Annotated in this window: 17 protein-coding genes and 1 pseudogene; 9 read left to right on the top strand and 9 right to left on the bottom strand. The window is 72.5% G+C overall.

Going from position 1 to position 19793, the window contains the following annotated elements; genetic code table 11:
- Positions 1-3: 3 nt before the first annotated feature.
- Positions 4-3204, top strand: coding sequence for an AfsR/SARP family transcriptional regulator (locus O7595_RS14410; RefSeq protein WP_269729086.1), 3201 nt, complete (start codon positions 4-6; stop codon positions 3202-3204).
- A 222-nt stretch (positions 3205-3426) separates the two neighbouring features.
- Here the strand turns inward: O7595_RS14410 and O7595_RS14405 are convergent, their stop codons facing one another.
- On the bottom strand, positions 3427-5112 hold the full coding sequence (locus O7595_RS14405) for a bifunctional 3'-5' exonuclease/DNA polymerase (RefSeq protein WP_269729085.1): 1686 nt from the start codon (positions 5110-5112) through the stop codon (positions 3427-3429).
- Between the two features lie 281 nt (positions 5113-5393).
- Positions 5394-5951, bottom strand: coding sequence for a sugar O-acetyltransferase (locus O7595_RS14400; protein ID WP_269729084.1), 558 nt, complete (start codon positions 5949-5951; stop codon positions 5394-5396).
- 239 nt (positions 5952-6190) lie between these two features.
- On the opposite strand from O7595_RS14400, the gene O7595_RS14395 reads away from it, so the two are divergent.
- Positions 6191-7333 carry a DUF2786 domain-containing protein gene (locus O7595_RS14395; RefSeq protein ID WP_269732488.1) on the top strand — a complete coding sequence of 381 codons (1143 nt, stop codon included), beginning with the start codon at positions 6191-6193 and terminating at the stop codon, positions 7331-7333.
- On the opposite strand, the pseudogene O7595_RS14390 reads toward O7595_RS14395, so the two are convergent.
- Positions 7330-7531, bottom strand: a pseudogene (locus O7595_RS14390) (30S ribosomal protein S14); the annotation flags it as partial. The gene O7595_RS14395 and the pseudogene O7595_RS14390 overlap by 4 nt on opposite strands.
- A gap of 376 nt (positions 7532-7907) precedes the next feature.
- Here O7595_RS14390 and O7595_RS14380 point away from each other — a divergent pair.
- A complete protein-coding gene (locus tag O7595_RS14380) occupies positions 7908-8147 on the top strand; it encodes a DUF397 domain-containing protein (RefSeq protein ID WP_138053866.1) in 240 nt (79 codons plus the stop codon).
- 188 nt (positions 8148-8335) lie between these two features.
- Here the strand turns inward: O7595_RS14380 and O7595_RS14375 are convergent, their stop codons facing one another.
- Positions 8336-8821, bottom strand: a complete 486-nt coding sequence (locus O7595_RS14375) for an ATP-binding protein (RefSeq protein WP_269729083.1) — start codon at positions 8819-8821, stop codon at positions 8336-8338.
- Between the two features lie 373 nt (positions 8822-9194).
- Between O7595_RS14375 and O7595_RS14370 the strand changes: the two genes are divergently transcribed.
- The 5 genes from O7595_RS14370 (at position 9195) to O7595_RS14350 (ending at position 13389) form a co-directional block, all read left to right on the top strand.
- Positions 9195-10028 (top strand): helix-turn-helix domain-containing protein, encoded by an 834-nt coding sequence (locus O7595_RS14370; protein WP_269732487.1) that lies wholly within the window; start codon positions 9195-9197, stop codon positions 10026-10028.
- Between the two features lie 78 nt (positions 10029-10106).
- Positions 10107-11567 carry an aldehyde dehydrogenase family protein gene (locus O7595_RS14365; protein WP_269729082.1) on the top strand — a complete coding sequence of 487 codons (1461 nt, stop codon included), beginning with the start codon at positions 10107-10109 and terminating at the stop codon, positions 11565-11567.
- Positions 11568-11785: 218 nt separating this feature from the next.
- Complete coding sequence (locus O7595_RS14360) at positions 11786-12337, top strand: DinB family protein (protein WP_269729081.1); 552 nt, start codon at positions 11786-11788, stop codon at positions 12335-12337.
- A gap of 59 nt (positions 12338-12396) precedes the next feature.
- The gene (locus O7595_RS14355) at positions 12397-12618 is read left to right on the top strand and encodes a hypothetical protein (protein WP_269729080.1); all 222 of its coding nucleotides are present in this window, start codon (positions 12397-12399) and stop codon (positions 12616-12618) included.
- 129 nt (positions 12619-12747) lie between these two features.
- Entirely contained in the window at positions 12748-13389 is a 642-nt protein-coding gene (locus tag O7595_RS14350) for a PadR family transcriptional regulator (RefSeq protein ID WP_269729079.1), read from the top strand.
- 45 nt (positions 13390-13434) lie between these two features.
- Here the strand turns inward: O7595_RS14350 and O7595_RS14345 are convergent, their stop codons facing one another.
- From O7595_RS14345 to O7595_RS14335, 3 genes are all read right to left on the bottom strand, one after another.
- The gene (locus O7595_RS14345) at positions 13435-14859 is read right to left on the bottom strand and encodes a glutamate decarboxylase (protein WP_269729078.1); all 1425 of its coding nucleotides are present in this window, start codon (positions 14857-14859) and stop codon (positions 13435-13437) included.
- Between the two features lie 13 nt (positions 14860-14872).
- A complete protein-coding gene (locus O7595_RS14340; RefSeq protein ID WP_269732486.1) occupies positions 14873-16102 on the bottom strand; it encodes an ion channel protein in 1230 nt (409 codons plus the stop codon).
- Between the two features lie 110 nt (positions 16103-16212).
- Positions 16213-16578 (bottom strand): YbjQ family protein, encoded by a 366-nt coding sequence (locus O7595_RS14335; protein WP_269729077.1) that lies wholly within the window; start codon positions 16576-16578, stop codon positions 16213-16215.
- A gap of 127 nt (positions 16579-16705) precedes the next feature.
- Between O7595_RS14335 and O7595_RS14330 the strand changes: the two genes are divergently transcribed.
- The gene (locus O7595_RS14330; protein WP_269729076.1) at positions 16706-17395 is read left to right on the top strand and encodes a DedA family protein; all 690 of its coding nucleotides are present in this window, start codon (positions 16706-16708) and stop codon (positions 17393-17395) included.
- Between the two features lie 80 nt (positions 17396-17475).
- Here the strand turns inward: O7595_RS14330 and O7595_RS14325 are convergent, their stop codons facing one another.
- Positions 17476-19125 (bottom strand): threonine/serine ThrE exporter family protein, encoded by a 1650-nt coding sequence (locus O7595_RS14325; protein ID WP_269729075.1) that lies wholly within the window; start codon positions 19123-19125, stop codon positions 17476-17478.
- A 107-nt stretch (positions 19126-19232) separates the two neighbouring features.
- The gene (locus tag O7595_RS14320; RefSeq protein WP_017949744.1) at positions 19233-19727 is read right to left on the bottom strand and encodes an inorganic diphosphatase; all 495 of its coding nucleotides are present in this window, start codon (positions 19725-19727) and stop codon (positions 19233-19235) included.
- Positions 19728-19793: the final 66 nt, after the last annotated feature.

Genomic DNA, 19793 nt, shown 5'->3' with positions numbered 1-19793 from the left:
GCAATGCGGTTCGGCCTGCTCGGTCCGCTGACCGTGCACGACGCCGCGGGTGAGATCCGCACGACGGGTGGCGCGAAACTCCGCGCGCTGCTCGGCACGCTGCTGCTGCGCGCCAACCGGGTCGTACCCACGGACGCGCTGCTCGACGCCCTGTGGGGCGACGATCCTCCCGCCTCGGCCCGGGCCTCGCTGCACAACCACGTGGCCAGGCTGCGTCGGCTGCTCGCCGAGGAGGACAGACTGCGGGCGGTGGCGCCCGGCTACATGCTGCGCGTGGAACCCGGTGAACTCGACATCGACACCTTCGAGCGTCACATCGGGACGGCGCGTGCCGCCTACGTCCGCGCCGTCACCCGTACCACCTCCGTCGCCGCCGGCCCCGCCGTCCCGCACGAGGACTCCGGCGGCCCTCCCCAGGCCGGTCCGGTCCCGGGCGGCATCTCCCCGGGCCCCGTCGGAATCGGCGCACCGGGCGGTGCGGACGGCGCACATGAGGACTGGCAGACCGTCGTCGACAGCTCCCGCGCCGCACTCGACCTCTGGCGCGGGGACCCGCTGACGGGGTTGTACGACCCGGGGGACGGCACCCCCGCGACGGTGCGGAGGCTGCGCGAGTCGTGGCTGCTGCTCCTGGAATGGCGGTACGACGCGTTCCTCCGGCTGGGACGGCCCGACGGTCTCGGCCCCGAACTCGCGGCGCTGACCGCGCAGTACCCCCTGCGCGAGGCCTTCCACCGACAACTGATGCTGGTGCTGCACCGGACCGGACGGCAGGCCGAGGCGCTGGCCGCGTACCAGTCGCTGCGCCGCAGGCTCGTCGGCGGACTGGGGATAGAACCCGGCCCCTCGGTCCAGCAGGCGCACCGGGAGATCCTCCAGGACCCGTGGCCCCCGGGCGGCGCCAGGCCCGACCCGCCTGCCCCGCCCCCACAGGCCGTACCGCCCGGTGGGCCGGTTCCGGCCACCGACCCGATCGAGGCCGGTGAGCCCCCGCGCGCCGGGTCCTCCCCGGACGGCGAGCCCGTGGCGTACCCGGGGCCCTCCCCGCGGCCGGCCCAGCTCCCGCCCGCCCCCGCGCACTTCACCGGCCGCCGGGCGCTCGTCGCCGACCTGCGCGCCGTGCTCACCCGCACCGGCCGTGACCGCCCGGCCGTGGCCGTCCTCAGCGGAATGGCCGGGGTGGGAAAGAGCGCCCTCGCCCTCCACGTCGCGCACAGCCTCCGGGAGGAGTTCCCCGACGGGCAGCTCCATCTCCACCTCCACGGTGCGACCCCCGGCATGACCCCCCTGGCACCGTGCCAGTCGCTCACCGCGCTCCTGCGCGACCTCGGCGTCCCGCCGCGCGCCGTCCCGGAAGGCCACGACGCGGCCGCCGCCCTGCTGCGCTCCACTCTGGCCCCGACCCGCACCCTGCTGGTCCTCGACGACGCGGCGTCGGCCGCACAGGTGCGTCCGCTGCTGCCGGCCGGCGCGGGCTGCGCCGTCGTCGTCACCAGCCGCTCCCCGCTGACGGCCCTCGACGGGGCTGCGCGTTTCGCGCTCACCCCGCTGAGCGCGCCGGAGAGCGCCGCACTGCTGCGTGCCGTCTCCGGCCGGGAAGGCGCCGGGGCCGCCGGTACCGGCCACGCACGGGCGGACGGCCCCGACGACATGGACCGGCTCGCCGAGTTGTGCGGCCGCCTGCCGCTCGCCCTGCGCATCGCGGCGGCGCGGCTCGCCGCCCGCCGTGCCCTCACCCCCTCGGCCCTCGCCGGACTCCTCACCGCGCAGGCCGGTCGACTGGACCATCTGGAGTACGACGACCTCAGCGTCCGGCGCTCCCTGTCCGTGGCGCACGAGGCCCTCGACCCGGACGCGGCGCTCGCACTGCGCCGGCTGGGCGCCGTCGACATACCCGAGTACGACGCGGCCCTCGTCGCGCAGCTGATGGCGGCCGAGGGCGCCGGCCCGCCCTTGGACGAGGCGCGCGCGGTCGCCGCCCTGGAACGGCTCGTCGACGTGGCGTTGCTGGACGAGGTCGCCTACGGGCGCTTCGTGCCCCACGACCTGGTCCGGGACTTCGCGCACGAGCTCGCCGTGCGCCTGGACGGCGAGGAGGGACGCGCGGCGGCCGTCGAGCGGGCGCTGCGGTGGTTCGGGGAGTCGGCGCGCCAGGCGGGCCTGGCGCTCGTCCCGGCCCATCTGGCGGGGAACCGCGTCCCGCCCCCGATCGGCGAGGTCCCTCCCTTCCCGGGGGAGGCGGAGGCCCTGGCCTGGGGAGACCGCGAACTGCCCGGTCTGGTGGTCCTCGCCCAGGCGTACGCGCCGAAGTCGCGCACCGCCCTGCGCGTCATCCGGGCCGCCTTCCCCTATCTCCAGCGACGCGGGCGCCTCCAGGAACTCGGCCTGCTCAACGACGCCGCGCTGGACGCCGCGCGGGCCGCCGGCGACGGGGAGGCGGAGGCGCACGCGCTCACCGATCTCGCCGCGGTCCACTTCATGCTCGGGCGGAGCGAGCGCTCGCTGGCGCTCAACGACGAGGCCATCGGCCTGTGGCGAGGGCTCGGCGAGGACAGCTGGGTGCAGCGCGGCCTCGCCAACCGCGGCATGCTGCTGGAACGCCTCGAACGGTACGAGGAGGCCGCCGAGGCCCTCGAGGAGTCACTCGCCTGCGCCCGGCGCCTCGGCGACGACTACGGAGAGGGGATCATCCTCAGCCATCTCGGCAACCTCCACGAGCACACCGACGCCGCGCACGCCATCGCCTGCCACGAGCGCAGCCTCGCCGTGGGCGTACGACTGGGCAGCCCGCTGCTGCGCCACACGGCCCACTGCAACATCGGCTACGCCCGTCTCACCCTCGGCCAACCCGCCGTGGCCCTGCGCCACTTCGAGGAGTGCCTGGCCATCATCGGCGAGGGCGACGAGGGGGACTGGCAGAGCCAGTCCCAGTCGCGCATCGGACTCGTGCGGGCCCTGCGCGCACTGGGCCGCGGCACCGCCGCCGCCCGTGAGTGCGCCCTCGTCCTGGAGCGGGCGGTCTCCCGCGCCGACGGCTTCACCGAGGGGCTGGCCCGCCACGAGCACGGACTGCTGCTGCGCGCGGAGGGCCGTACCGACGAGGCGCTCGACGAGTGGCGGCGCGCATACGCCTGCCTCGACGGTACGGACGCCAAGGTGCTCCCCGAACTGCGCGCGCTCCTGGGCGGGCCGCCCGGGACCTGACGGCCGTCGGAGATCCACACCGGACGTCGGGGCCGGACGCCGGACGACGAAGGCGGGAATCCGGACGCTGAACGTGCGGAGCACGGCGGGTGCCTGGCCGCGGTGGTCCGCCCGGGACCTGAGGGCCGTCGGAGCGGGCCGATCTGGGGACGGCCGTCGCAGCGGGGCGCGACCCCGGGCGGTCAGGCGCGCGACGCACAGGGCGCACAGCCGCACGGGAGGTCACTTCGCGTCCGAGTAGCGTTCCACCACCGCCGTCGTGAAGGGGAACCGCACCGGCGTCTCGCCGAAGGCGATCCGCCCGGCCAGCTCACCGGCGTCGCGGATCGCCCGCACCACCTCCTCGGCCTCCTCTGCCGGGCAGTGCACGATCACCTCGTCGTGCTGGAAGAAGACGAGTTCGGCGCGCAGGCCCGCAGTCGCCCTGCGCAGTGCGGCGAGGAGCAGCAATGCCCAGTCCGCGGCACTGCCCTGGACGACGAAGTTGCGGGTGAACCGGCCGCGGGCCCGGGCGTCCGTCGAGGCGTATCCCGGGGCGAAGCCGGGCTGGGTGGGCTCCTCGTCGCCGCCGTCCTGGGGGATGCCGGCCTCGTCGTTCTCTCGGACGCCGGCCGCCGGCGGGCTGGTGCGCCCCAGCCAGGTGCGGACGAGACGGCCCTCCTCGCCCGCGCGGGCCGCGTCGTCCACATAGGCCACCGCACGGGGGAAGCGGCGGCGCAGCGCCGCGAGGTTCTTCAGCCCGTCGCCGCTGGTCTGGCCGTAGACGGCGCCGAGCAGCGCGAGTTTGGCGTGGTCGCGGTCCCCGGAGAACGCCCGGTCCGACAGCCGGGAGTACAGGTCGTCGTCGTGTCCCGCGACCTCCATCAGACCCGGGTCGCGGGAGATCGCGGCGAGCACCCGGGGCTCCATCTGGTCGGCGTCGGCGACGACCAGCCGCCAGCCCTCGTCCGCGACCACGGCGCGCCGAATCACCTTGGGGATCTGCAGCGCACCGCCGCCGTTGGTGGTCCAGCGGCCGGACACGGTGCCGCCGGGCAGGTACTCCGGCCGGAACCGCCCGTCCCGTACCCAGTCCTGCAGCCAGGTCCAGCCGTGGGCCGTCCAGATCCGGTACAGCTTCTTGTACGCGATCAGCGGCCGTACGGCCGGATGGTCGATCTCCTCCAGCTCCCAGCGCCGGGTCGACCGCACCTTGATCCCTGCCCGGACGAACGCCTTGACGACGTCCGCGGGCAGATCGGGACGCACCCGGTGCCCGAACGCCGCCGAGACCTCGTCGGCCAGCTCCGCGAGGCGGCGCGGCTCGCCCCCGCCCGCGTACCGCTCGCCGAGCAGCTCGTGCAGCACGTCCCGGTGGACGTCCGCCCGCCAGGGCAGACCCGACCTGTTCATCTCCGCGGCCACCAGCATTCCCGCCGACTCGGCCGCCGTCAGTAGCCGCATCCGGCCGGGGTGCTCGGCGGCCTGGTGTCTTCGCTGCTGCTCGGCGTAGACCTCCAACAGGCCCTCGAACGGCACGGCCACGGGCTCCGGTTCGAACAGCGACGACTGCGAGCCGGGCACGGCGGCGCGCGGCGGCGGATCGTCCGGGACGGGGGCATGGCGCAGGCGTGCCCACGCGGCGGCCGCTGAGCGTGGTTCGCCGTGCCGTCCCTCGTGCCCGAGCAGCAGCAGCTCGGCGTCCTCGATGTCGTAGCACCGCTCGACGCCCACGCCGGCCGCGAGCAGCCGCGGATAGACCTCGGCGGTGGACCGCCACACCCACCGTCCGACCTCGGGCCGGGTCCGCACCGCAGCGACGAGGTCGGCCTCCCTGCGCACCTCTCCGGCGGGCAGCCCGTCCTCGCCGAGCGGCACGAGCACCGCTCCGCCGTCCTCGGCGGGGGCAAGGGCCCACCGTTCGTTCATGGTGGCGAGTCTGGCACTGACGACTGACAACGCCCCGTCCGCGCGATACCGGCGGGGTCTCGTGGGCTTCGAGGTCCGTGGCGTGGGCGCCGCGCCCGGTTCCGGGCAAGGGGGACGGGCCGAGCGAGTGGTGGTGGGACCGGACCGGAGCAGGGGCGCGTACGGCGGGCGTACGGCGGCCGCGCATGCTGGGTCCCGTGCGCCGGGCCCCCGACCGGTTCCGGGCACCGGCCCCGTACGCCGGGCCCTCGTACGCCGACGCCCGTGATCCGCACCCGCCGTCATGCCGGGGTGCGGATCACCTTCGCCGGGTTGCCCACCGCCAGCACCCCGGCGGGCAGGTCCCTGGTGACGACGGCACCCGCCCCGACCACGGTGTCGTCGCCGATCGTCACACCGGGGCAGACGATGACGCCCCCGCCGAGCCAGACGTTGTCGCCGATCGTGATCGGGTCCCCCTTCTCCCAGCCCTCGCGCCGGCGTTCCGCGTCCGGTTCGTGGGAGGGCGTGAGCAGCTGGACGTTCGGGCCGAACTGGCAGTGGGCGCCGATCGTGATGGGCGCGACGTCGAGGAAGACGGCCCCGAAGTTGACGAACGTGCCCTCGCCGATGCCGATGTGGTAGCCGAAGTCGCACTGGAACGGCGGCCGGATCCGGACCCCGGGGCCGACGGAGCCGAGGAGTTCGGCGAGGATCGGCGCCCGTTCGGGGAGCGCCGCACCGCCGCCGGCGTTGTAGGCCGCGCAGAGCGCGAAGCGCCGTTCGCCGTCGGCGGCGAGCTCGGGGTCGTCGGGGAGGTACCAGTCCCCCGCCAGCATGCGCTGCTTGTTCTCACCCATGCGTCTCACCGTACGGCCCGGCGGCCGCCGGGCACCGGAGCGATTTCCGCCGTCACGGCGGTCTGCGCGCAGGCGGAGGCCGGGGCGCCGAACGCCGTCCGCGCCCCCGCCCCGGGTCACCGGCGCCGGGCGCGCGATCAGCCGAGCGGGAGTGCGGCAGCCCCCACCCCGGCGAGGAGGGCGGTCCCGGACGGGGCGACGGGGGCGGGGCTCGCGTAGGCTCGATCGGCGTGGATGTGGTGGAGCGTGCGCTCGGCGGGGCGCTGTACGCCGACGACGACGACGCGCTCGACACCGGCGCCTCGCTGCTGGCCGCAGCGCCGCCCGAGGCCGAGGCGGAACTGGTCCGGCGCGGCGAGGAGTTCGTGCGCCGGGCGTGGGAGCGTGGTTGGCAGCCGGCGGACGTCGTGCGGATCGTCCGCCGTGATCTCGACGAGCACCATGCGGAGCTGGCCGCCGGCCTGATCGCGGGGGAGACCCGGCGGTACGGGGACGACCTGCCGCCGCGCTGGCGTGCCCAGCTCGACGAACTGCCCGGCGGCGGGCGCGGGCGGCGCCCCGCGGACCGCTTCTCGCACGCGACCGCCGTGCTCCGGCTCTACCGGCTCCTCGTGCGGCTGCCGTCGGTCGAGCCGGTGGGTCCGGTGCCCGGGACGCCCGTCCACCGGCGGTCCGCGGCCCCGCACGGCGAGCCGCGGACGCTCACCCGGATCCGCGCCCTCCTCGCGAAGGCGGAGGCCACCGGCTACCCGGAGGAGGCGGAGGCGCTGACCGCGAAGGCGCAGGAGCTGATGGCGCGCCACAGCATCGACGAGGCGGTGCTCGCGGCCCGCACCCACCGCGCGGACGTGCCGGTCGCCTGCCGCATCGGAGTCGACGCGCCGTACGAGACGGCCAAGGCGATCCTGCTGGACGCCGTGGCCTCGGCGAACCGTTGCCGCGCCGTCTGGAACAGCGGTCTCGGCTTCTCGACGGTGGTGGGCTTCGACCCCGACCTGGAGGCGGTGGAGCTGCTGTACACCTCGTTGCTGGTGCAGGGAACGACGGCGATGACCCGTGCGGAGGCGTCGCAGCGGGCGGGCGGACGCAGACGGACGAAGACGTTCCGGCAGTCGTTCCTGCTGGCTTACGCGCACCGCATCGGCGACCGGCTGGCGCGGGCGACGTCCCACGTGGCGGAGGACACGGCCGGGGGCGACCTGCTCCCGGTTCTCGCCGCCCGCGACGTCGCCGTCACGGACCACGCGGAACGCCTCTTCCCGGACACGGTGCGCACCCGGGTCCGCGGCGCCACGGACGCGGCGGGCTGGCACGACGGCACCGCGGCGGCCGACGACGCCCGCCTGCGCCCCCGCGACCACCGGGGCGAACTCCCGCAGTAGCGCCGCGTCTGCCCGTCGACCGCGTCGCGGTTGCGGACGCGGGTCGCGCTCGGTCGCGCTCGCGTCCCGCAGTCGGCGCCGCAGTTCGCGCTGCGCGGCCAGGCGGTCCTCCTCGCGCGTGCCGGGGTGCCGGATGATCTCCTTGAGTCGTGCGCCCCGCGCCGCGTACCGCTCCACGACCTCCCGGCGCCCGAGCAACCCGGACGACCGTACGGCAGCGGGACGAGAGCTCCGCCGGTCCGTGGAGCACCCGGAAGGAGCGGGGGGGCGGAACGCCGCGAACCGGACAGTCACCGGGATCGTGGAGCCGGAAGGGCGCGGCAGGCGTCTCTTTCTCGTGCACGAGGGATTCGACCCGGGCGACCCGGCGCGGACGGGGACGGGGAAGATCACGAGCGGCGGGCGCGCGGGCGCATGCCGGCGGCATCGGGGGAGGTCCCGGGCGAGGTGCGGCTCGGGGCTGTAACCGCGGAACCACCCCTTGTGCACGTGCATCTGCTCATGCATCTGCATATGAACACAGCTATGATCCGAGACAGTTGACACCTGCACCTTGTAACTCGGGGAGCGTCCTGTGCACGACGTGTACAACGGCATGGCGGCCACAGAGCTTCACGGGGTCGTCTGGCAGAAGAGCAGGCACAGCAACTCTCAGGGATCGTGCGTGGAGTTCGCCAAACTGCCCGGCGGGAACGTCGCGGTGCGCAACTCGCGCTTCCCGGAGGGGCCGGCGCTCGTCTACACGCCGGCCGAGATAGAGGCCATGCTGCTGGGGGTGAAGGACGGCGAGTTCGACCATCTCGCCGGAGGTTGACGAGCTCGTGGGCACCCTGACCGGACCCGGCTCCCCGCACCGCGGGACCGTTCACGAGCCAGGGCCGGGCCCGCGCACGCCGAGGCCCGGCCGGCCTCGGCCCGCCGGCGGACGGGCGTGCGATCGCGGCCGGGCGCCTCGTCGTGCGATGGCGGCCGGGAGGAGGCAGGGCGGTGGCCTCGGGCGCCTCACTCCTGCGGCAGGCGGAACAGCGCCCAGACGACCTTCCCGGTGAGTGGCCCCGCCAGCGGGTGCCAGCCCCAGCTGTCGCTGAAGGAGTCGACGAGGAACAGCCCCCGGCCGCATTCGGCGGAGTCCTCCGCCTCGCCGGCGACCGGACTCTCCTCGCTGGGGTCGCGCACGGCGCACACCAACCGGCCCGTCCAGCGCATCAGATGCAACCGTACGGGGGGCTCCTGGCCGCGGGGGAGGTCCGCGGGCAGGGCGTGCCGCAGCGCATTGGTGACGAGTTCGGACACGACGAGCGCGACGTCGTCGAAGCGCTCGTCCAGTTCCCACCGGGTCAGCGTCCTGCTGGTGAACTTCCGGGCGCCGCGCACCGCTTCGTAGCGGGCGGGCAGTGCGCACGAGGCGGAGCTGGACACGGCCGCGGGGTCGATCGGCGGAAGGCCCTGCCGTAACGGCTCGAGCATGGTCGATCCATTCGTTCCCATGCGAGGCACTCCCGGGAATCGCAGCTGTGGCGCTACAACACGAACGAGCACGTACGAGTACGCAGGTGCGCGGGGTCCATGGTTCCGAATGCCCACAACAGATGCAAGGGCAGATGCACGTGCACGCGCCGGACCTGTCCCCACCCGTGACGGTTCGGTCCATATCTTCCGCAGGCTCCCGTGCGCCCTTACCGGACGGCTTCTTCTTTCCGTAATCGAATGAGTACGGGGTGAAGCGTTTTGGTGGCAGAATCCGGGGCTCCGGGGTTCGGGGGCACTCCGGGAACCGATGGCGATGGGGAGGGTTGGAGACGTGACCGCAGTGGAGTCGTGGGGCTACCCCCGGGCCGATGGTCCCGGCGGAGGGTCAGTGGTGCGCCGCATCCTGCTGGGCTCGCAGCTGAGGCGCCTTCGGGAATCGCGCGGCATCACCCGTGAGGCGGCGGGCTACTCGATCCGTGCGTCCGAATCCAAGATCAGCCGCATGGAGTTGGGTCGGGTGAGCTTCAAGGCCAGGGACGTCGAGGACCTCCTCACGCTCTACGGCGTCACGGACGAGGCGGAGCGCGCCTCGTTGCTCGGGCTCGCCAAGGAGGCCAATGTGGCCGGCTGGTGGCACAGCTTCGGCGATGTGCTGCCCGGCTGGTTCCAGACGTACATCGGCCTGGAGGGCGCCGCCTCGCTCATCCGGATCTACGAGGTGCAGTTCGTCCACGGGCTGCTGCAGACCGAGGCGTACGCCCACGCCGTCGTCGAGCGCGGCATGCCCGGCGCGCCGGCCGCCGAGGTCGACCGCCGGGTCGCGCTGCGGCTGGAGCGCCAGAAGGCGCTCGTCTCCGAGCGTGCGCCCCGCTTCCACGCCGTCCTGGACGAGGCGGCACTGCGCCGCCCCTACGGGGACCGCTCCGTGATGCAGGGCCAGTTGCGGCATCTCATCGAGGTGTCGGAACAGCCGAACATCACGCTCCAGGTCATGCCGTTCAGCTTCGGCGGCCACGCGGGCGAGTCCGGGTCCTTCACGATGCTGCGCTTCCCGGAGTCGGACCTCTCGGACATCGTCTACCTGGAGCAGTTGACGAGCGCGCTGTACCTCGACAAGCGCGAGGAGGTCGCCCAGTACGAGCGGGTGATGGAGCGCCTGCAGGAGGACAGCCCCGGCCCGGACGAGAGTCGGGACCTTCTCCGAGGACTCCTCCAACTCACGTGACCGGCAAGTAGGATGACGCGACATCAGTCCGACTGGTAACTGCACACGCCCCTGCTCCCGCGGCCGGTAAGGGATCCCATGTCCTCCTTCTTCAGCGACCTGGCACTCCAGTACATAGATGGCGAATGGCGCCCGGGCAGCGGTTCCTGGGACATCATCGACTTCAACCCGTACAGCGAGGAGAAGCTCGCCTCGATCACCGTCGCCACGGCCGGCGAGGTGGACCAGGCGTACCGCGCCGCGGAGCGCGCGCAGAAGGAGTGGGCGGCCACCAACCCGTACGCGCGCCGGTCGGTCTTCGAGCGGGCCCTGAGGATCATCGAGGACCGCGAGGAGGAGATGGCCGAGGCCATCGTCGCCGAACTGGGCGGCACACGGCTGAAGGCGGCCTTCGAACTGCACCTCGCCAAGGAGTTCCTGCGCGAGGCGATCCAGCTGTCGCTGCGCCCGGAGGGCCGCATCCTGCCCTCCCCGGTGGACGGCAAGGAGAACCGGGTCTACCGGCTGCCGGTCGGTGTGGTGGGTGTGATCAGCCCGTTCAACTTCCCGTTCCTGCTGTCGGTCAAGTCGGTCGCGCCGGCGCTGGCGCTCGGGAACGCCGTCGTCCTCAAGCCGCACCAGAACACCCCGATCTGCGGCGGCTCCCTGGTCGCCAAGGTCTTCGAGGACGCGGGCCTGCCCCCCGGACTGCTGAACGTGGTGATCACCGACATCGCGGAGATCGGCGACGCGCTGATAGAGCACCCCGTGCCCAAGGTCATCTCCTTCACCGGCTCCGACCGGGTGGGCCGGCACGTGGCCACCGTCTGCGCGGCCAACTTCAAGCACGCCGTCCTCGAACTGGGCGGCAACAGCGCCTTCATCGTGCTCGACGACGCCGACATCGACTACGCCGTCGACGCCGCGGTCTTCAGCCGGTACGTCCACCAGGGCCAGGTCTGCATGGCGGCCAACCGCATCCTGGTGGACAGCAGGGTGGAGAAGGAGTTCACCGAGAAGCTCGTCGCCAAGGTGCAGACCCTGAAGGTGGGCGACCCGGCCGACCCCGAGACCCACATCGGCCCCCTGATCAACTCCCGGCAGGCCGAGGCCGTGTCGAGCCTGGTCGAGCAGTCCGTCGAGGCCGGCGCGACCGCGTTGCTGCGGGGCCGGACGGAGGGCAACGTGGTCGCCCCGTCCGTGCTGACCGGCCTCGCGGCCGACTCGCCCCTGCTGTCCCAGGAGATCTTCGGCCCGGTGGTGCTCCTCATCCCGTTCGAGGGGGACGAGGAGGCGGTCCGGATCGCCAACGACACCCCGTACGGGCTCAGCGGCGCCGTGCACACCGGTGACATCGAGCGCGGGGTGGCGCTGGCCCAGCGGATCCACACCGGGATGATCCACATCAACGACTCGACCGTGCACGACGAGCCGATCGTGCCGTTCGGCGGCGAGAAGTCGTCCGGCCTCGGGCGGCTGAACGGCGAGGCGATGGTCGAGGTCTTCACCACCCAGAAGTGGATCTCGGTGCAGCGGGGCCGTTCGGTCTTCCCCTTCTGAGGACCCCTGTCCGGGGCCCTTCCCCCAGTTCCGAGGCCCCTTCCCCTTCCCGGGTCCCGTCCGGGTGCCCCTTCCGGTCACGGAGGCCGGGGCGCGGCGGTGGATTCTTCCGTTCGCCCCGGCCTCAAGGACAGAAACCGACCTAAATGCTCCGTAGCGTGAGGGTGTCAGGGGGCGCGAACGGCGGCCCACCCCGTCCCGATCCGAAGGCGGACACCATGGTCACTCACGTTCCCGCGGAAGCCCACGGCGATGAGCGCGGAGCCCTGCTGAACTTCGTCGAGGCCCAGCGCGGCGCGATCCGCAGGTCAGTGCTCGGGCTGACCGAGGAGCAGGCGGCGAGCCGCCCCAGCGCGAGCGAACTGACGCTCTCCGGCCTGCTCAAGCACGTCGCCGAGTGTGAGCTCTCCTGGCTGCGCATGGCACAGCGGAGGCCGAACGAGCGGCAGCGCGACGAGAAGTCGTGGAACGACGGTTTCCGCCTCCTCGACGGCGAGACCGTCGCGGGGACGCTGGCGTTCTGGGACGGCGTGGCGAAGGAGACCGAGGAGTTCATCCGCTCGGTGCCCAGCCTGGACGACACCTTCCCGCTGCCGGAGGCGCCGTGGTTCCCCAAGGAGGGCACGGTGTCGATGCGCTGGATGATGCTGCATCTGGTCGAGGAGATCGGCCGGCACGCGGGCCATGCGGACATCGTCCGCGAGTCGCTGGACGGCAAGGGCGCGTTCGACCTCGTCGCGCTCGAGAGCGGCGGGACCCCGGGCGAGTAGCCGGTCGCGGGCGACGCGCCCCTCGTGCGGGAGGCGGGCCCGTGCCACACCCTTGAACCATGAGCGACGCACCAGGAGTGGCCCCGATCGTCGTCCTGCCCGTCCAGCCGGGTGATCCGCCGTTCCGGGTGGTGGAGATCGAGGGCCGGACGGTCGGGATCGCGCACGACATGGTCGACGTGATCAGCATGGCGCACGAGTCCGGCCGGCACCGCGTGGATCTGGACGACCCCGCGCTGGTGCGCTGGGTCGGCGGCGACAAGTACCGGTGGAGGCTCTGAGGGCGCCCGGCCTCGTGGGCGCCCTCCGGGCGCGTACCCTGGTGCCGCATCGGGCTGCGTTCGCCCCGTCGCGAGGGGACGGCCCTTTGCGATGCGGCACTAGTCAAAGTTGAATAGGAAGGTGCGCGCATGTCGGCGATCCGGCTTCTGGTCCTCGGGGCGGTGCGCCAGCACGGGCGTGCGCACGGCTACCAGGTTCGCAACGACCTGGAGTTCTGGGGCGCCCACGAGTGGTCGAACGCCAAGCCGGGGTCGATCTACCACGCGCTCAAGCAGATGGCGAAGCAGGGACTGCTGCACGCCCACGAGATCGCGCCCTCCACGGCCGGCGGTCCGCCGCGCACCGAGTACCAGCTCACCGAGAGCGGCACCGAGGAGTACTTCTCGCTGTTGCGCGAGGCGCTGACCTCCTACGACCAGAAGATGGACCTCCTCTCGGCCGGTATCGGCTTCATCGTGGACCTGGACCGGCAGGAGGCCGTGGAACTGCTGCGGGAGCGGGTGCGTTCCCTGGAGGCGTGGCGCTCCTCGGTCACCGAGTACTACACGCCCGAGGAGGGGACCGAGTCCCTGGGCCACATCGGCGAGATCATGAATTTCTGGGTGCACTCGGCGGATGCCGGCGCGGAGTGGACGCGCGGGCTGATCGAGCGGATCGAGGGCGGGGCGTACACGTTCGCGGGCGAGGGGGAGCCCTTCGTCGCCGTTCTCGCGGAGGGGCAGGAGAACCCCTACGCCACGGGCGTGCCCCACGAGGGGGACCTCGCATGAGGGGCGCCGGGGGCGCGGACGGCCGCCGCGCCCCCGGGCCGTGCCTCAGTGGTGGAAACTCGTGGCCGCCGCCTTGTCCTTGCTCTGCGGTGCGCTCTGGGCCCGCAGCTCCGGCAGGGCCCGCTCCAGGTCCTCCAGCAGCAGCTCGGCGAGGTCGGCCGAGAAGCCGTTGCGGCAGACGAAGCGCAGCACCGAGAGGTCCTCGCGGTTGGGCGGGAAGGTGTACGCCGGGACCAGCCAGCCGCATTCCCGCAGTCGCCGCGAGACGTCGAAGACGTCGTAGTTCTTCACCTCCGGGTTCGTCGTCACGGCGAACACCGGCAGCTCCTCGCCCCGGGTGAGCAGGTGGAAGTCGCCGAGGCAGTCGATCCGTTCGGCCAGGGTCCGGGCCACGTCCCGGGTCGTCTGCTGCACATCCCGGTAGCCGTCGCGGCCGAGCCTGATGAAGGTGTAGTACTGCGCCACCACCTGGGCCCCGGGCCGGGAGAAGTTGAGCGCGAACGTCGGCATGTCGCCGCCGAGGTAGTTCACCCGGAAGACCAGTTCCTCGGGCAGGTTCTCGGGCGAACGCCACAGCGCCCACCCCACGCCGGGGTACACGAGCCCGTACTTGTGCCCCGAGGTGTTGATCGAGGACACCCGCGGCAGCCTGAAGTCCCAGACCAGGTCCTCGTCCAGGAAGGGCGCGATCATCGCTCCGGACGCCCCGTCCACGTGGACGGGGATGTCCAGGCCCGTGCGCTCCTGGAGTGCGTCGAGCGCCGCGCAGACCTCCTGGACCGGTTCGTACGACCCGTCGAAGGTGGAGCCGAGGACGGCGACCACGCCGATCGTGTTCTCGTCGCACAGGTCGGCCGCCGCCTGCGGGTCGAGGTGGAAGCGGTCGCCCTCCATCGGGACCAGCCGGGGTTCCACCTCCCAGAAGTTGCAGAACTTGTCCCAGCAGACCTGCACGTTGACGCCCATGACCAGGTTGGGCCGGGCGCCGGGACCGGGGTACCGGTCCTTGTTGCGCTGCGCCCAGCGCCGCTTCAGGGCCATCCCCGAGAGCATGCACGCCTCGCTCGAACCGGTCGTGGAGCAGCCGACCGTGGTCGCCGGGTCGGGCGCGTGCCAGAGGTCGGCGAGCATCGCCACGCACCGCCGTTCCAGTTCGGCCGTCCGCGGGTACTCGTCCTTGTCGATCATGTTCTTGTCGCGGCACTCCGCCATCAGCTTCCCGGCCTCCGGCTCCATCCACGTCGTCACGAACGTGGCCAGGTTGAGCCGTGAGTTCCCGTCGAGCATCAACTCGTCGTGCACGAACTGGTAGGCGGTCGCGGGCGCCATCGGACCTTTCGGCAGCCGGTGCTGTGGCGGGGCCAGGGTCATCGACCCCAGTGGATCGGCCGCCCCGTAGAACGGATTGAGCGACAGCCTGCGCCGTTCCCTGCTCTCCTCAGGATGCCTACCGACCTTGTGCAGTGCCATGTCCGATCGCCTTTCAGCGCAGTGGGGTGCCGTCGTCGTGGAGTTGCATCTGGGGCCGCCCGGTCACCAGCAGCCAGGCCGGCAGCAGGGCGACGCACAGCAGCGGGAGCACATGGGCGTCGGCGGCCAGGACGGCCGCGGTGAACAGGCTGAGCCAGCCCTGCCGGGTGATCGCCAGCAGTACCCCGAGGACGGCGCACACCACCGCGACCGTGGTGTGCACCTCGGGGACGAGCGCACTCACGCCGAGCCCCAGGGCCACGCCCACGAAGATGCTGGGAAAGATCCGGCCGCCCCGGAAGCCGCAGGTGGCCGCGATGGTGAGGGCTGCGAGCTTGACGACGGTCATCAGCGCGAACTGCCCCGAGGACCAGCCCGACGGGTCCGCCGCCAGCACCCTCACCTCCTCCAGGCCCTTGAAGAGGGTCAGCTGCCCGCCCAGTGCACCGAGGAGCCCCAGCACCAGCCCGCCCGCGGTGATCGCCGCCACCGGGTGCCCGAGCTTCCGGAAGGCGGCGTGCGCGTACGGGAAGACGCGGACGGCCGCCATACCCATCAGCGCGCCGAGCGAGGAGACCGCGAGCGCGGCCGGTACGTCGCCCCAGCGGGATCCGCTCAGCGCGGGGAGGTCGAGATCGAAGGTGGGATGGGCGACCAGGACGGTGGTCAGCGATCCGGCGCCGCCCGCGACCAGCGGGGCGAACAGTTTGTCCCACAGCGCGCCGGGCGCGGGGCGGGAGGCCAGGGACTCGGTGAGGATCAGCGCCGCCGCCACGGGGGTTCCGAAGAGTGCCCCGACCGTGCCGGCCGCCGCCAGGGCGGCCCAGAGTTCCGCGCCGGACCCCCGCATGGCCTTGCCGCCCAGCCAGGCGGCGAGTGCGATGTTGGCCGCGGTGATCGGGTTCTCCGGGCCCAGGCTGACCCCGCCCGCGAGTCCGAGCACGGCCGTCAGCAGCAGGCTGGGCACCACCGAGGGGGGCATCGGGGGGTCGACGAGCCCGGTCGTGGCGGGGTCGGGGCCGGCGTGCCCGGGCACCTTCCACACCACGAGCCCGACCGCGAGGCCCGTCCCGGTGAGCACGGCGATCGTCCACGGCACCGAGTAGCGCCCGACGCCGATCGCGTCGGGCAGTAGCTCCCAGAGGACGCCCTTGAGCAGCCGCGAGAGCTCGGTGAGGCCGAGCAGCAGCAGACTCGAGGCGACGCCGACGACGATCGCGGGGACGATCAGTGGCAGCAGCACCCGGGCCGGGGTCGCCACCGGGGCGTGGGCGGTCGTCGTCACGGGCCTCACGATAACGGCAGAAAACGCCCATATGATGCGTCATTCGAGGCCGCGCCGCGGATGCGCCGTCAGACGCGCGTGATCACCGCAGCAGTGCCGTACGCACACACCTCCGTGCCGACGTCCGCCGCCTCCGAGACGTCGAACCGGAACATCAGCACCGCGTTCGCGCCCCGTGACCGCGCCTGCTCGACCAGCCGCTCCATGGCCTGGTTGCGGGTCTGCACCAGGGTCTTGGTCAGCCCCTTGAGCTCCCCGCCGACCATCGACTTCAGTCCGGCGCCGATCTGGCTGCCGAGGTGCCTCGACCGCACGGTGAGGCCGAAGACCTCACCGATCACCTGCTCCACCCGGAAGCCCGGGACGTCGTTCGTCGTGACGACCAACACATCGGCGTGCGGGCCCTGGCCCCCGCCGAAATCCTCGATTCCCATGGGCACAGCTTCACGGCCGTCCGTCCCCCTCGCATCCGGAGGGGGCACTGGAACCGGCCCCCGAAAGAATGCGTTGATAGCTTTGGGCGCCACGCCCCACGACTCACACCACAGGAGCCCGGACCTCGTGAACACCCTTGCGCTCGGACCGAGCTGGCTGGACCCGGACTATCTGATCACCACGTTCGGGCTGATCGGCGTACTCGTCATCGTGTTCGCCGAGTCCGGTCTGCTGATCGGGTTCTTCCTGCCCGGAGACTCCCTGCTGTTCACCACCGGCCTGCTGGTGACGACCGACGTCATCAAGCAGCCGCTGTGGCTGGTGTGCACGCTCATCGTGCTCGCCGCGATCATCGGCGACCAGGTGGGCTACCTCTTCGGCCGCAAGGTCGGCCCCGCGCTCTTCAAGCGCCCGGACTCCAGGTTCTTCAAGCAGGAGAACGTGGAGAAGGCGCACGAGTTCTTCGAGAAGTACGGCCCGAAGTCCCTGGTCCTGGCGCGCTTCGTGCCGATCGTCCGGACGTTCACGCCGATCATCGCCGGCGTGAGCCGGATGAACTACCGCTCGTTCGTCACGTTCAACATCATCGGCGGTGTGCTCTGGGGCGCCGGCGTGACGCTGCTCGGTGCCGCGCTCGGCAAGGTCGAGTTCGTGCACAAGAACATCGAGGCCATCCTCATCGCCATCGTGCTCCTCTCGGTCCTGCCGATCGTGATCGAGTTCATGCGCGCACGCTCCAGGAACAAGAAGGAGGCCGCGGCCGAGGGCCCGGCGGTGGACGGGACGGGCGCGCGCGGCCGCCACGCCAAGCGCTGAGACCGGTTCGACGCGACGCCCCGGCCCGTTGGAGGGCCGGGGCGTCGTCGTGCGGGGACACGCTCCCCGGCACGCGCGTCTCAGAAGCCTCGCGTCCGCTTGGCCGCGCGGCGCCGGCCCGCGGCCGCCGGGCTGCGCAGGAACACCCGGGCGATCTCGCCACCCAGGTTCACGCCGATCGCGATGGCCAGGGCCAGCGCCGCGGCCCTCGCCAGCGAGGCGAAGCCCGCGTCGATGTTGTTCTGCGCGATGTGCAGTACGCCGAAGTACATGGCGCTGCCCGGCAGCAGCGGGCCGATCGCGGCGGTCACGTACGGCAGCGACGACGTGTGCTGGAACCGGGCCAGCAGCTGCCCGAACAGGCCCACCAGACCGGCGCCCACCGCCGTCGCCAGCACGGCCGAGCCGTCGGCCGTCACCGCGATCGCCGCGTAGATCACCCACGCCACGCCGCCGTTGAGCGCTGCGACGAGCACGGTGGAACGGTCCTGCTGGAGCAGTACGGCGAAGACCAGGCTCAGCACCATCGAGGCCAGGATCTGCGTCACCGGCCGCTCGACGCTGACCAGCGCCCCCTCCGGACTGAGGTTCGCCTCGAACTGCACCCCCACGTACAGGACCGTGAGCACGCCGACGACGATCGCCACGAAGAAGTAGGCGACCTCCAGCAGCCGGGCCGACGCCGTGATGTAGAAGCCCGTCAGACCGTCCTGGACCGCCGCCACCAGCGCCCGCCCCGGGATCAGCGCGAACAGGCCACCGGTGATGACCGCGGAAGGCCTCAGATCGGCGTGCAGGGCGCTCAGCGCCACACCGATCGCCGCGGGCGGCATCGCCGCCACCACGAACTGGTAGAACTCCGGCAGTCCGCGGCCCGCGCACAGCCAGGCCAGCCGGTCGCCCAGCATCGCGCCGACCGCCGCCGCGACGAACACCAGCGCGCCACCGCCCACCAGCACGGAGGCCGAGCCCGCCAGGACGCCCGCGGCGAGGGTCAGGACCCAGCCGGGGTAGGGGTGCCGGTTCCGGCGGATCTCGGCGAGGCGCCGGTAGGCCTCGTCGAGCCTGACCTCGTGGTCGTCGCCGCTGATGTCCGCCACCAGCTGGTACACGGCGGTCAGCCGGGTGTAGTCCGTGCCCCGGCGGCGCACGGTCCGGTTCGCCGTGACCGGGTCGTCGACGAGCGACGGCTGGTAAGTGATCGACAGCAGCGTGAACGTCACCGTCGGCTCGACGTTGTCGAGGCCGTACGCGCTCGTGATGGCGAGCATCGCCGCCTCGACGTCCTCCGCGCCCTCGCCTCCCGCGAGCAGCAGCTCGCCGATGCGCAGCGTCAGATCGAGCACGCGCGGCACCGCCGGCCCCGACTCGTCGTGCCGCTGCACAGGCTCCGGCATCGGCCGCTCGCTGACCGGGATCCGCAGCATCGTGCGCATCCGGTCCTGCCAGGGCACGTCCTTGGACAGCTGGAGCACCGGGAAGCCGTGGGCGGGGGTGTAGGCGGGCGGGGACGCCTTCGCGCGGTACGTCGCCGGGGGTGCGAACGCAGAGCCCTCGGGATCTGCCGGGGCCTCCGTCGTCAGCCCCTCGGGGACGGCGAACTCGGAGGAGGGATGGTCCTCCTCCGGCGGTCCCGGCTGATCGACACCCTCCGGCGGCATGAATGCGCTGCGTGCCTCGTCGGACTGCGGCTTCCGGTCCTCGAGGGGACCTTCCGGCTCCGCCACCACGCTCTACCTGCTCCTCCCGCTCGCGTACCGCGTGTGCGCGCCCAGTATGCGACGGGCGGCGCACCCCTCGTGGGGTGCACCGCCCGGCCCGGTGTACGGGGATTGCGTCAGTGCGCGCCGCCCTGCGCCTCGAGGCGCTTGAAGGAGGCCTCGATCTCGGCCTCGGCCTCGGCGCGGCCGACCCAGTTGGCGCCCTCGACGGACTTGCCGGGCTCCAGGTCCTTGTAGACCTCGAAGAAGTGCTGGATCTCCAGGCGGTCGAACTCCGACACGTGGTGGATGTCCCGAAGGTGCTCCACGCGCGGGTCGGACGCCGGGACGCACAGCAGCTTGTCGTCGCCGCCGGCCTCGTCCGTCATCCGGAACATGCCGATGGCGCGGCACTTGATCAGGCAGCCCGGGAAGGTCGGCTCGTCCAGGATGACCAGGGCGTCGAGCGGGTCGCCGTCCTCGCCCAGGGTGTTCTCGACGAAGCCGTAGTCGGCCGGGTAGCTGGTCGAGGTGAAGAGGCGACGGTCCAGACGGATCCGGCCGGTCTCGTGGTCCACCTCGTACTTGTTCCGCGACCCCTTCGGGATCTCGATGGTGACGTCGAACTCCACGGGTGGCACTCCTCCATGATCAACACATATGTAGGTGACGCGGCTGTCCGCAGTGATTAAGTGTCC

The sequence above is a fragment of the Streptomyces sp. WMMC940 genome, from assembly GCF_027460265.1.
In the GTDB taxonomy this organism is placed as follows: Bacteria; Actinomycetota; Actinomycetes; order Streptomycetales; family Streptomycetaceae; genus Streptomyces.
This window is presented reverse-complemented; position numbering and strand designations above follow the sequence as displayed.